The organism is Micromonospora pattaloongensis, assembly GCF_900107255.1.
Classification (GTDB): Bacteria; Actinomycetota; Actinomycetes; order Mycobacteriales; family Micromonosporaceae; genus Micromonospora_I; species Micromonospora_I pattaloongensis.
Map to the genome: position 1 here is coordinate 257616 of NZ_FNPH01000003.1, position 13421 is coordinate 271036.

Annotated in this window: 8 protein-coding genes; 4 read left to right on the top strand and 4 right to left on the bottom strand. The window is 72.1% G+C overall.

Features of this window, described 5'->3' with window-relative positions:
* Positions 1-4 precede the first annotated feature (4 nt).
* The 3 genes from BLW47_RS24675 to BLW47_RS10645 are packed head-to-tail and all read right to left on the bottom strand — an operon-like array spanning position 5 to position 6236.
* Positions 5-5449 (bottom strand): WXG100-like domain-containing protein, encoded by a 5445-nt coding sequence (locus BLW47_RS24675; RefSeq protein ID WP_139307241.1) that lies wholly within the window; start codon positions 5447-5449, stop codon positions 5-7.
* Between the two features lie 42 nt (positions 5450-5491).
* Positions 5492-5818 carry a hypothetical protein gene (locus BLW47_RS10640; protein WP_091555074.1) on the bottom strand — a complete coding sequence of 109 codons (327 nt, stop codon included), beginning with the start codon at positions 5816-5818 and terminating at the stop codon, positions 5492-5494.
* Positions 5811-6236, bottom strand: coding sequence for a YbaB/EbfC family nucleoid-associated protein (locus BLW47_RS10645; protein WP_091555076.1), 426 nt, complete (start codon positions 6234-6236; stop codon positions 5811-5813). The genes BLW47_RS10640 and BLW47_RS10645 overlap by 8 nt, the downstream gene beginning before the upstream one ends.
* Before the next feature lie 155 nt (positions 6237-6391).
* Between BLW47_RS10645 and BLW47_RS10650 the strand changes: the two genes are divergently transcribed.
* Complete coding sequence (locus tag BLW47_RS10650; protein WP_091555079.1) at positions 6392-7657, top strand: SUKH-3 domain-containing protein; 1266 nt, start codon at positions 6392-6394, stop codon at positions 7655-7657.
* Here BLW47_RS10650 and BLW47_RS10655 read toward each other — a convergent pair whose 3' ends face one another.
* A complete protein-coding gene (locus tag BLW47_RS10655) occupies positions 7658-9097 on the bottom strand; it encodes an aldehyde dehydrogenase family protein (protein WP_091555081.1) in 1440 nt (479 codons plus the stop codon).
* Positions 9098-9256: 159 nt separating this feature from the next.
* Between BLW47_RS10655 and BLW47_RS10660 the strand changes: the two genes are divergently transcribed.
* The 3 genes from BLW47_RS10660 (at position 9257) to BLW47_RS10670 (ending at position 13408) form a co-directional block, all read left to right on the top strand.
* Positions 9257-10693, top strand: coding sequence for a gamma-aminobutyraldehyde dehydrogenase (locus tag BLW47_RS10660; protein WP_091555084.1), 1437 nt, complete (start codon positions 9257-9259; stop codon positions 10691-10693).
* Positions 10694-10695: 2 nt separating this feature from the next.
* Complete coding sequence (gene gabT / locus BLW47_RS10665) at positions 10696-11973, top strand: 4-aminobutyrate--2-oxoglutarate transaminase (RefSeq protein WP_091555760.1); 1278 nt, start codon at positions 10696-10698, stop codon at positions 11971-11973.
* 139 nt (positions 11974-12112) lie between these two features.
* On the top strand, positions 12113-13408 hold the full coding sequence (locus tag BLW47_RS10670; RefSeq protein WP_091555087.1) for a GAF domain-containing protein: 1296 nt from the start codon (positions 12113-12115) through the stop codon (positions 13406-13408).
* Positions 13409-13421 lie beyond the last annotated feature (13 nt).

Consider the following 13421-nt stretch of genomic DNA (forward strand, 5'->3'; position numbering starts at 1 on the left):
TCGATTACTCTTCCCACTTGTCGCCGTCGGGGCCCCCTGGAAACTTCCCGGCATTACAGGGGACATCGAAAATAATACCCGTGCAGTTGGCACAGCACGGAGCTGCCAGTCCACCACGTATCCATGGAAAATAGTTGTCGATTCGCAACTCCTTCAGCGCCGACGCGTCGACCGGCAGGCCCTCTGCCTCCCGGACCCAGAGCAGCTCACTGACCGAGTAAACCTCCGAATGCCGACCAGGAGTCGAGCGATGTCGGTAGGGCGTTCCCCACTCGTACGTGACACCCTGCGCGACGCACTCCGCGCGGTAAGCGTCAAGGCGCGCACGCACAAGTGGGTGCAGCTGTGTTTCCTCGATGCCGAGACGATTGTGTCCCTCAGTGATCCGCCCGGTGAGACGGTCCACCGCAACAGACACGCACGGCTGAACGGTCTGACGTCTGATCTGCGGAAAATTCCCATCCTTTGCGTATTCGAGCCACAACTCAACCCGCTCGGCCAGCACCCGTCCGAGGTAATCCTTAATCGGAACCCAGTCGCCATCTATCAGCACGTCATCGATCAGGCCGTCGTCCGCGCGACGCACGGGTAGATCCGGCGTGCCGAGGACGGGCAGCGGCCGAATCTCCGACAGTTCGGTACGCGCAAGGTGCTCGAGCACGCGTTGCGCTTCGGCGACTCTTGCAAGCGACGTGGCATCGCCCGCTGATCCCGACCCGCCGGGCAACGCAGCAGAATCATCCCCACGAGCCCCAGGGCTTTCCTCGATTGCAGATGACGGGGCCACGTGCTCACGGCGGTCGGGGCTCACGGCCTCACGAGACAGCGACGGTGTCCGACCCGCTGCTGGACGCGAGTCCGCAGGCAACTGGTCACGCGACGTGTCGTGGGGCGCCTCTTCTATGCCTGGGAGCCTGCGCCTTCCAGGCACATCCGGAACAGTTCCTCCTCGCCCGGCAGCTCGGTCCCGAGCCACTCCTGGGCGATCCGCTCCGCTTCCTCGCGGGTCACCGGCGTCTGCCGGTCCGCGTACTGGTCGTCGAAGATCCAGGGAGCCGCGATCTTCGGGTTGTACATCCAAGCCCGCTTCGGCACGCTCCAAATCACTGCTTGCAACGGACCCATCCACACTCGCATGGCGATCAGCCCCGAGGGCGGGCCCCCTTCCGTCTGCGACAACGCGTGATAGCCGAACTCGTCCGACGTCATCCCCTAAACCGAGCCTTTCTCCACGCGGGAAGTCGTCAATGGTAAGTCCGCGGGCGTCAACTATGTCAGCGAACGTACGGTCTTCCGCGGCCAGTGATTGGTGATACGCATGCCACACGTGTGGCGCCTGCCGTGTCCACTTCTCGAAGGACGTGTCCTTTGCATCCGGCAGCCCACCCAAGTCGTCGGGCATGCGTTCCGCGACGGCCGTCTCCTTATTCAACCGCAGGATGTCCAGAAATGCCTCGACCCTCGCGGTCGGCGTAGCCGTTTCGAGCCGCACGACCTCATACAACTTGTGCGTCCGTTTGCCGAGTAGGCGGGATGCCTCGGTTGGGAACTGAACCTCCATGAGGTGACCGCCCGGCGTTCGCATCGTCACGTTGACGCCGTTGTATCGGTTGCCGTCCCGCCAGAAGTTCTTCACGTCCTCTAGCCGGTAGCCCTGCGCCGACAGGCCATCCAAGACTGCCTGAAGCGTTGCGCTGTACCCCACCTCTGGCGTCTGGACCGAGAAGCGCACCAGGTCGTTTGCCTGGGCTAGGAAGAGGTCCGGCTCAATACCGACCGCCTCGTGCTGCTCAGCGAACTTACGGGCGAGGGACGACAACTCCTTGGTGCGGTACTCGGTGTCTACCAGCGTCGGACGCTCATCGTCCGGGCCCGCCGGGATCGTCTCCACCGCCCCGGACAGGTCCTGCAGCACCGCGTCCGCCACGATCCGCGCTTCCGCGACCGCCCCTTCGAGCGCCGCTCGGTGATCGGACCGCAATTCTTCCAGGATCTGCTGCTCTGCGGCCCGCGGGTCGAGCTCCCCAGCCTGCGCCGCGTCACCGTCTTGCATTGGGGACTGCATCGGACCGCTCGGTGTCGACGCCGAGTCAGCGGCGGTGGCAGGGCTCACGTCGCCCGGCGGCGGTCCACCGGCGGGAGCCGCAGGTGTCGTCGCCGTCGTGGGGCTGTCGAGCAGATACAGCCGGTTGACGTGCAGGCCGTGATCGGAGGCCGTGGTGACGGGTCCGGGCGAGATCCGGTTCAGCGGTGCGTCCGCGGTGACGGGGCCGACGTTCACCGGCGGTGCGGGCGGAGCGGCGGTCTCCCCCGTGACCGGCGGGCGCGCGCTGTACGTCCCCTGCGGGTATCCGTTCAGCGGCATCGGATTGCCGTTGCCATCCAGCACGAGCGCGTCGATCGACACCACGTTGCTGTCGGAGGCCACGCCCCAGTGCTTGTGGGGCGGGTCGTTCTCACCGATGACGCCGACCTGCGGGTCGACGTAGAGGATGGTGCCGTTCTGGTTCATCGCCACCCAGGCGTGTGCGCTGCCGCCCTCCCACTGGTTCACGATGAACGCGTACGAGCCGTGTCCGCCCGTCAACAACTGGTTGTGCAGCGCGGTGTACCCCTGGTAGACGGTCTGCTGCGCCACCGCCGGGTCCAGGTGGCGGACGTTCGGCGAGAGCTGCTGGAACCGGCCACCCGTGACGTCCTCGACGCGTCCGGGCCCGTCGTCTTCGCCACCGAGTGGTCGATTCACATCGCCCAGCGCGTACCCGTCGAACGTGCGCGGCGCCGAGACGCGCGGTCGGCCGTGCACCCAGGTCTCGTAGAGCGACAGCGAGCAGTCCAGGCAGTTGATCCCGCGCGTCGGGTCCATGGCGGGGCCGCCGTCGTTGGCCAGCCCGAACCAGTTCCCCTGGCGCGGGTCGGCGGTGCGGATGACGTTGCCGTCCGCGTCGCGCGGCATCGCGCGCTCCAGGTCCGCCTGGTGCAGCGCCAGCGGCGGGCGCAGTCCGCCGCGTTGCCCGTACGGGCGGGTGCTGTCGACCGACGGCGGGTGATCGGTGCCGGTGAGCGCGGAGACGGTGCCGGTGCCGACCGCGCCCGGCGCGAGAGTGCCGACGTCGTCGTTGATGCGCTGGAAGTCGGCGTCGTTGTCGATGAGCACCTGTTCCGGTGCCTGTGTGCCCGCCAGCACGGCCTCCGCCTGGAGGGACCGTTGGTGCGCCCAGTCGTCCCAGGCGATAGCCGCGTCGTAGAACTGCTGCGCCTGCGCTTTGTCGCCGGCACGGTTCAGCCGGAGGGCTTCGGCCCCGTGGGCGCTGGCCTGCGCGCGCGCCTTAACAGCTTCCGCGCGAAGCTCGGCCGCGAGCTTGTCTCGGCGGTTCTGCTCGTACGTGGCGCGCGCGTGTTGCGCGTACCCGCGGTAACCACGCCGTTCGAGGCCGTCGTCGACGGGCGGCTGTTGTGGGGGCCGGGTGGGCGGCGGAGCGACGACGGGCGCCACATTGTTGTTGCGGTCGGCCGGCGTGACGCCCGAGCCGTCGCCGGGTTGACGCGGCGGGTGCCCGCCGCCGTGCGGAGCCGGTGTCGCGGTGCCCCCGGTCGATGGCGGGGTGTCGACGGCCGGCGACCGGCCGTTGGTTGCGGGCGTCGTCGACGTCACTGCGGAGGCCGACGCGGCCGGGGATGTCGCGGTGACGGCCGATGTGGAGACGGCCGGCGTCGGCGACGTCGCGGGGGACGTCGACGGTGCCGGATTCGTCGACGGCGACAGCGTGGACGACGACGCGACCGGCGTCGACGGAACGGCCGGCGTCGGCGGCGGCGTCGACGGAACGGCCGGCGTCGGCGCCGGCGTCGACGGAACGGCCGGCGTCGGCGCCGGCGTCGACGGAGCGGCCACAGTCGACGGTGAAACGCCGGCCGACACGGACGTGGAGGTCGTCGCCGGGAGCGCGGGCGCCGCGGCGGCGGCGAGAGACGTGCCGGCCGACACACCGGTGGTTGGTGGAGCCGCGGTCACCGGCGGAGCCGAACCCGTCATCGGCGCGGTGCTCACCGGGGTCGCGACCGGGTTCGACGCGCTGACCGCCACGGACGGGCTGCCCGCCGAAGCCCCCGTCTGCACCGCTGCGCCGCCGCTCGGGGCCGCGACCGAGCCGCCGCCAAGGGCCGGTGCGGCGGCGGTGGAGACGGGATCCGCCGTCACGGTGCCGGCGAGGCTCACGTCCGAACCGCCGGAATGGGACGGCCCGGCGTACGTCGGGGTCGCCACCGGGGCCGGGCCGGAAGAGGAAACCGACGGCGCCGAGTAGGGGGCACCGGACATGGACGGCCCGGAGGTGGTCGTCGCGACCGGCGAAGCCTCGATGCCCGGTGGCGGGCCGGAGAGGTCGACGGGAGCGGAGAAGTTCGCCGGCGGCGACGGGGCGTTGGACAGCCCGGAGAGCTGCGCGTTGACGCGGGCGTTGAGCGCGTTCGTCGACTGGTTGATCCCGGAGCTGCTCGCGCCGGAGGTCGCCGCGCGCGCCAGGTCCTCGAAGCCCGGCAGCCCGCCTCCGGTGGCGAGGCTGGCCGCGCTCTCCCCCAGCACCTCGGCGCCCATCTCCCGGCCGAGGTGCTCGCCGACGCGCCCCGCACGGGTCGTCGCGTGTCCACCGAGTCCGGCCAACGAGGCGCCCGCGCCGCCGGCGAAACCGCCGAGCGCGGACATGCCCACCGAACCGACGTCGATGCCGTCCCGCCGGCCCGTGGTGTTCTGGTAGATCTGCGTACCGAGGTCGATGCTGACCTCTTCGCCCGCCTCCTTGAGCCCTTCGATGCCGGCCTTCCTGGCGAACGACTTCAGCCCGCGCTCGCTGACCTGTTTCGCGGCCTTCTCCGCCGCCTCCTTCACGCCCTTGCGCAGCGTCTTCTTCGCGAGCTGACCGATCAGCCGGCGGAAGATCTGCTGGATGATGGTGCGCGTCGCGGCCAGGACGGGCGCGGCGGCCGGAGACGCCGCACCGGCGGTGAGCGCGACCGCGACGGCCAGCGCGAGCAACTCCACGACGAGGATGCCGACCTGGATCCACACCTCGATCTTGGCGGCCTCGATGTCGCAGCCGGTCTCCTGGACGAGCTGGCCGAGGTCGTGGCTGACGGTCAGCAGCAGGAGCAGCGCGGCCTCGTCACCCTCGGCGACCTTGCGCCACGCCGCGTCGAACGCCGCCCCGACCGCACCCGTGTTGCCGTACCCGCTCAACACCTCGCCCGCCGCGGCGAAGGCATCGTCGCGCGGCCCGGCCAGCACGGACGCCACCGAGAACCACTGGTCCGCGAGATCCCAGACCTCTTTCTCGTTCCCCTCGGGCCACTCCACCCCGATGACCCACTCCAGGCCCTCGTAGACCCACCCGGGAAGGTCCCAGGGCGAGTAGTCGAGTGGATGCGGGATCGGACTCGGCAGGACGGTCACGCGGTAACGCCTCCCCGGTTACGACGCGGCTGGACGGCAGGGTCAGATCGCGGTGTCGCGCACCCGCTGCGCCGCGGCCGCGTCGGTCTCCACGTTCGCCCTGACCGACTGCACGACGTTGGCGCCGAGTCCCTCCACGTAGCCGCCGACGCTCCGCCACGAGCCGAGGATCAGCGTCTCGAACTGGCGGTACGTCTTCTCGAACGCCGCCCCGATGTCGTCCCTGCCCCACGGCGGATCCGCGCTGGCCGCCGCGATCCGGGCGCCCAGCCCGTCCCGCGCCGCAGTGATCGCCCTACCGGCGTACGCCAGGTCGACGCCGCCGCGGTGCGCCTGCGCCGGGTCGAGCCACAGCAGGTCGTCACTCATCGCGTTCCGCCTCCTCGCGCAGGGCCGCGTCGCTGCGTCGCAGCAGCGAGCCGAAGTTGCCGTCCCTCAGGTAGTCCGCGGCGCCGGAACCGGGCGGCAGATAACCCCGGACCAACTCCTGGACGTCGCTGGTGGCCCGCTCCGTCGCCTGCTGCACCGTCGACGTGATCTTCGCAGCCAGCGCCTCGACGTTGTGGTCCCGGTAGATGCGCGGGTCCAACTCCAGCTTGATGAGTTGACCGCGCGGCCCGACCGTCGCCTTGACGTGGCGGTCCTCGGACTCCGCGGTCACGCGCAGCCGCGCCAGCCGCTGCTGCAGGTCGTCCAACCCGGAGCGCAGCCGCTCGTACTGTCCGAAGACCTCGTCGAAGCGCGCCCGCAGCGCGCGGTTGGCGTCCCGGTCCGCGGTCTGGGCCACCGGCGTCTCCCCCGTCTGCTGTGGCCAGTGCGTGCGGTCACTGGCGACTATCGACCCGTCGGTACCGCCAGACCATACCGGCCGTCATCACACTCCGGTGTCCGGTAGTTTCGGCACCGCATGGGGCACGACCGCGGTCAGGGAAGGCGACATTCATGATCTTGCGCGACGAGGCCGAGCGGATCGCCGCCGTGTGGGCACATCGGGATTCGCTGCGTTCCGGGCAGGAGTACACGCCCCACCTCGATGAGTTCGAGCTCGGTTACGTCGTGTGGTCGACTCCCCCGCCGAACGTGCCGCCCGTCCCCGGAGAGGAGCTCCGCACCGTCATCGACCGGGAGACCGGCGAGCTCAGCTTCTGGCCCTCGGTGCCCGCCCAGGTCGTCCAGCAGATGTACCGCGACCACCGCGCCCGGCGGCCGCCGGTGCCACTCACCGCCGACCCCGCCGTCGAACTGCGCCGCAACACCACCCGGCTGCCCACCCCCGGCATCGCCGCCCATCTGACGCTGCAGGGCCGGGTGCATCGCGCGCACGGCGCCAAGGGCGAGCAGGAGCTGCGGCACCACCGGCTGGTGCGGGAGTATCTCGCGCAGTTGCCGGCCGGGCACCTCGTCCGCGGGGGCGAACGGCACGCGGAGCTGATCGTGCTCTCCGACGTGCTGCACGAACACGACCAGCGCCGGACGGCGGCAGGCCAACCACCGCTCACCCTCGACACCGCCCGCGAGCTGCTCGCCGGAGCGCAGCTGGAGGTCTTCCGGGTACGTGAGCCCGGCGATCCCGTCGGCGGGCCGGCGAAGCACGCCTGCGAGTCCTGCATCATCGCGCTGGTCCACTTCGCGGTGCTGGACTGGCCGGAGCTCGCCTGGACCGAGGAACATCGGCCGCCGCCGCAGACCGCGCCCGGTCCCCCCCGCTTTTCGCCGCAGGTCCCGCCCGACCCCCACCGCTTCCCGCCGCAGGTCGCGCACGCCCTGGTGGAAGCGGGTTGGTGGCCGGATTTCGGGGACGGGGTGGTTGCCAGATACCAGATCGCCGAGGTGACCGGCGTCGCGGGTCTCGCCCACCGACACGAGCCCTTTCCGGCGGCCGAGCAGACACTCACCGCCTTCCCCGGCCTGGTCAGCCACCGACAGGGGCCCGGTGAGCAGGTGTGGATCCGGCCGTTCCGGGTCAGCCCGAGCGCCGCGGCGCACACCGCGGACACCCTTGCCGACTTCGCCGCCGTGCTCGGCGCCCGACTCTTCCCCCTCGGCACCGAGGAGGACGACAGCATCCTCGCCGTCGACGAGCACGGCCGCGTCTTCGCCCTCGACCAGGCCGGCGAATGGTTCCTCGGCGCGACCATCGACCAGGCCCTGACGAACCTGCTCCTCGGCCACGCCGTGCCGCGGGTCGGCAACGACGGGACCTGGTAGTCACAGCTCCAGACCGGTCAGCACCATCACGCGAGGTTCGGTGTAGTCGTCCATGGCGCTGCGGACGCCCTCGCGACCGACGCCGCTGCCCTTCACCCCGCCGTACGGCATCTGGTCGGCCCGGTACGACGGGACGTCCCCGACGATCACCCCGCCGACCTGCAGCGTGCGGTGCGCCGCGAACGCGGTGTCCAGCCGGTGCGTGAACACGCCCGCCTGCAGCCCGTACGCCGAGTCGTTCACCGCGTCGAACGCGGCGGCGTCGCTGGCGACCTGTTCGACGACGAGCACCGGGCCGAAGATCTCCTCGGCGGTGACCTTCGCGCCGGCCGGCACCCCGGTGAGGACGGTCGGCGGGTAGCAGGCGCCCTCGCGCCGGCCGCCCACGACCTGCGTCGCCCCGGCGGCCATCGCCTCGTCGACCCACACCTCCACCCGCCGCGCCGCGTCCTCACTGATCAGCGGACCGACGTCGGTCGCCTCGTCACTCGGATCGCCCTGCCGCAGCGCCCCGACGGCGGCGACGAGCCGCGGCAGGAACGCGTCGTAGAGCCATTCGTGCACGTAGACCCGCTGCACCGCGATGCAGCTCTGTCCCGCCTGGTAGTTGGAGAAGGTCGCGATGCGCTGCGCGGCCCAGGTCAGGTCCTCGTCGCCGTTCCAGTCCTCGCAGATCACGGCGGCGGCGTTGCCGCCGAGTTCGAGCGTGACGTGCTTGTCGGGCACGGCCCGGCGGATGTCGGCGCCGACCGGCCCGGAGCCGGTGAACGACACGACCGGTAGCCGGGGGTCGCGCACCAGCGCGGCGGTCCGGTCGTTGGGCAGCGGCAGCACGGAGAACATCCCGGCCGGCAGCTCGGTCTCGGCGAGGAGTTCGCCGAGCAGCAGCGCGGAGAGCGGGGTCGCCGGCGCGGGCTTGACCACGATCGGCGCGCCGACCGCGAGCGCGGGGGCGACCTTGTGGGCGACCAGGTTGAGCGGGAAGTTGAAGGGCGCGATGCCGAGCACGGGCCCGCGCGGCGCCCGGCGCACCAGGGCCAGCCGCCCGGTCGCGGCCGGGTCCGTGTCCAGGCGCTGCAGCTCGCCCGAGAAGCGCCGCGCCTCCTCCGCCGCCCACCGGAACGTGGAGACGGCCCGTCCGACCTCGGCGCGCGCCCACTTGATCGGCTTGCCGTTCTCCGCGGTGATCAGCCGGGCGACCTCGTCGGCGCGCTCGGCGAGGCGCCGCGACACATGGTCCAGCGCCGCCGCGCGGGCGTGCGCGGGCAGCGCGGCAGCCCGGCCGGCGACCGCGACGGCGGCGGTGACCGCGGCCTCGACCTGGTCGGCGGTGGCGGTGCTGGTGCGGCCGACGACCCGCCCGTCGTACGGGTGCCGCACGGTCACGGTGTCGTCGCTGCTGGCCGGGCGGCCGGCGACGAAGAACGGGGCAGGCTCCACGGGGGCAGCCTAATGGACCCCGGGCCGGAATGGGCCGCCGCGCGTCACGAAAACAGTCGCTTGTGCCCTTGTCTGCCGCGAATTCAGTCGCGAAGATGGCCGGAGGGCTGCGATTACCTCCGCAAACCTCGACCTAGGCCACCCTGCGGGAGACCCGACATGAGCGACAAGCACGTGCTGCGCAACTTCATCAACGGGGCGTACGTCGACCCGGTGGACGGGGCGTACAGCGACCTGATCGATCCGTGCACCGGCGAGGTGTTCGCGCAGGCCCCGATCTCCGGCGCCGCCGACATCGACGCCGCGATGACGGCCGCCTCGGCCGCCTTCGAGAGCTGGCGCGACGCGACTCCGGCGGAGCGGCAGAAGGCGCTGCTGAAGCTGGCCGACGCGGTCGAGGCGCGCGCCGCGGAGCTGGTGGACGCGGAGGTACGCAACACGGGTAAGCCGCGGCAGCTCACCGCCGAGGAGGAGCTGCCGCCGGCCGTGGACCAGTTCCGGTTCTTCGCTGGCGCGGCGCGGCTGCTGGAGGGCAAGTCGGCCGGCGAGTACATGGCCGGGCACACCTCCTACGTGCGCCGCGAGCCGATCGGGGTCTGCGCCCAGGTCACCCCGTGGAACTACCCGCTGATGATGGCGGTCTGGAAGATCGCGCCGGCCCTCGCGGCGGGCAACACCGTGGTGCTCAAGCCGTCGGACACCACGCCGGTGTCGACGCTGCTGCTCGCCGAGATCGCGGCCGAGTTCCTGCCGCCGGGCGTGCTCAACGTCGTCTGCGGCGACCGCGACACCGGCCGCACCCTCGTCTCGCACCCGACCCCGCAGCTCGTGTCGATCACCGGCTCGACCCGGGCGGGCATGGAGGTGGCCGCGGCCGCCGCCCCCGACCTGAAGCGGACGCATCTCGAGCTGGGCGGAAAGGCACCGGTCCTGGTCTTCGACGACGCCGACATCGCCGCGGCGGCGGAGGCGATCGCGGTCGGCGGCTACTTCAACGCCGGCCAGGACTGCACCGCGGCCACCCGCGTGCTGGCCGGCCCCGGCGTCTACGACGACTTCGTCGCCGCGCTGGCGGAGCAGGCCCGCAACACCAGGACCGGCGCGCCGGACGACGCGGACGTGCTCTACGGCCCGCTCAACAACGCCAACCAGCTCGCCCGGGTCAGCGGCTTCGTCGAGCGCCTCCCCGACCACGCCGCCGTGCACGCCGGTGGGGCGCGGGTCGGCGACCGCGGCTACTTCTACGCGCCGACGGTGGTCTCGGGCGTGCGGCAGCAGGACGAGATCATCCAGGACGAGGTCTTCGGCCCGGTCATCACGGTGCAGCGCTTCGACGACGAGGATGCGGCCGTGCGCTGGGCCAACGGCGTCCAGTACGGCCTGTCCGCCTCGGTCTGGACGAAGGACCACGGTCGGGCGATGCGGATGACCCGCCGCCTGGACTTCGGCTGCGTCTGGGTCAACACCCACATCCCGTTCGTGTCGGAGATGCCGCACGGCGGCTTCAAGCACTCCGGGCACGGCAAGGACCTCTCCATGTACAGCCTGGAGGACTACACGCGGGTCAAGCACGTCATGCACGCGATCGAGGTGTGACCGTGTCGATCTCGGAGGAGCTGCACAAGCGGCGGCAGGCCGCCGTCGCGCGCGGGGTCGGCAGCGTGATCCCGTGCTACGTCGAGCGCGGCGGCGGCGGCACCCTCGTCGACGTCGACGGTCGGGAGTGGATCGACTTCGCCGCCGGCATCGCGGTCACCAACGTCGGCAATTCGGCGCCGCGGGTGGTCGCGGCGGTCAAGGAGCAGGTGGAGCGCTTCACCCACACCAGCTTCATGGTCGCGCCGTACGAGTCGTACGTCGCCGTCTGCGAGGAGCTCAACGGGCTCACCCCGGGCGGCTTCGACAAGCGCTCGGCGCTGTTCAACTCCGGCGCGGAGGCGGTGGAGAACGCGGTCAAGATCGCCCGGCACGCCACCGGGCGGCCCGCGGTGGTCGTCTTCGACCACGCCTACCACGGCCGGACGAACCTGACGATGGCGCTGACCGCGAAGAACATGCCGTACAAGCACCGCTTCGGGCCGTTCGCGGGCGAGGTCTACCGGGTGCCGATGTCGTATCCGCTGCGGGACGGCGGGCTGACCGGGCCGGCCGCGGCCGCGCGCGCGATCGACGTGATCGAGAAGCAGGTCGGCGCGGAGAACGTCGCAGCGGTGCTGATCGAGCCGATCCAGGGCGAGGGCGGCTTCGTCGTACCCGCCGAGGGGTTCCTGCCCGCGTTGCGCGAGTGGGCGACGGCGGCCGGGGCGCTCCTGATCGCCGACGAGATCCAGACCGGCTTCTGCCGGACCGGCGACTGGTTCGCGTGCCAGCACGAGGACGTCGAGCCGGACCTGGTGACGCTGGCCAAGGGGATCGCCGGCGGGCTGCCGCTGGCGGCGGTGACCGGCCGCGCCGACGTGATGGACGCGGTACACGTCGGGGGCCTGGGCGGCACGTACGGCGGCAATCCGCTGGCGTGCGCGGCCGCGCTGGCCGCGATCGAGACGATGCGCGAGGAGGAGCTCTGCGCGGCGGCCCGGCGGATCGAGTCGGTGATGACCGCCCGGCTGCGGCAGGTCGCGGCCCGCGACCCGCGGATCGCGGAGGTACGCGGGCGCGGCGCGATGCTCGCCGTGGAGCTGGTCCAGCCGGACGGGTTCACCCCGGACCCGTTGGCCACCGCGGCCGTCTCCGCGGCCTGCCACCGGGCCGGCCTGCTCACCCTCACCTGCGGCACGTACGGCAACGTGCTGCGTTTCCTGCCCCCGCTGGTGATCGACGAGTCGACCCTGACCCGCGGCCTGGACATTCTGGACGCCGCGTTCGCGGGCGCGTGAGGACGTGACCGTGGGGTGCGCCGCGGGCCCAGACGCGCGCGCATCCCACGGTCGCACGGGGCTGACGATCGTTGGCGATCGAGAGTGATCTGGGTCACGATGGGACCTCTCCCCTTCTCCGAGGCCGAGGACATCGCCCATGTCCAACCCCTGGCTCGCGCTGCAGGTCGGCGCCGACCCGGTCGAGCGGATCGGCCAGGTCGGGCGCGCCCATGACGTGTTCGTCGCCGCCGGTCGGATGCCCGCGCAGGTCCGCGACGTGGTCGCCGACTCCTGGCGGCGATCGGCCGGCGCGCTGGTCGACCCCGACACGACCGCGCCGATCGACCTGAGCGATGACGCCCTGGCGGACCACCGGGCGCGACACCCGCTGGCCCGGGCGCTGCCGCTCTTCCGCGAACTGCTCGGCGGGATCGCCGACGACGGCGAACACCTGATGGCGGTCTGTGACGCGCACGGCCGGCTGCTCTGGGTCGAGGGGCACGCCGCGGTGCTGCGCAGGGCGGAGCGGATGAACTTCGTGCCCGGCGCGCGCTGGGACGAGCCGCACGCCGGGACCAACGCGCCCGGCACCGCGCTCGCGGTCGACCACTCCGTCCAGATCTTCGCCACCGAGCACTTCAGCCGGCCGGTGCAGCGCTGGACCTGCGCCGCCGCCCCGATCCACGACCCGACGACCGGGCGACTGCTCGGCGCGATCGACGTGACCGGCGGCGACCACCTCGCCAACCCGCACAGCCTCGCGCTGGTGCAGGCGACCGCCCGGGCCGCGGAGTCCTATCTGGCCAATCTGTCGGCCACGGCGACTCCGGAGACCCCCACCGTCGCCGCGCTCGGTCGCGACGAGGCGACGCTGATCGTCGGCGGGCGGCGGCTGCGGCTCGGGCGCCGGCACAGCGAGCTGCTGGTGCTGCTGCTCTGCCACCCCGAGGGACGCACCGGCGAGCAGCTCGGCCTCGACCTCTACGGCGACGAGCTGCTGCACCCGGTCACGCTGCGGGCCGAGCTGTCCCGGTTGCGGCGGCTGCTCGGACCCGCGCTGCTGGACTCCCGGCCGTACCGGCTGCGCGTGCCGCTCGACGCCGACTTCCACGCCGTGACCCGGCTGCTGGAACAGGGTCGCGTGGCGGCCGCGCTGGCGGCGTACCCCGGTCCGCTGCTGCCGGCCTCGGACGCGCCGGGAGTGACGCGACTGCGCCGGCTGGTCGACGGCCAGCTGCGCGCGGCGGTCCTGGCCAGCCGCGACCCGGCGCTGTTGGACGCCGCGGCGCGGTCGCCGTGGGGGCGCGACGACCTGCAGCTGTGGGAGGCGCTGGCGGGGGCGTTGCCGCCGGGCTCGCCGCGCCGGCCGCTCGCGCTGCACCGGGCCCGCCAGCTGGCCGCCGAGTACGGGATGCCGCCCGACGCAACGTGGTTGCAACGTCGCCGTCACTAGCCTCCCGGCATCA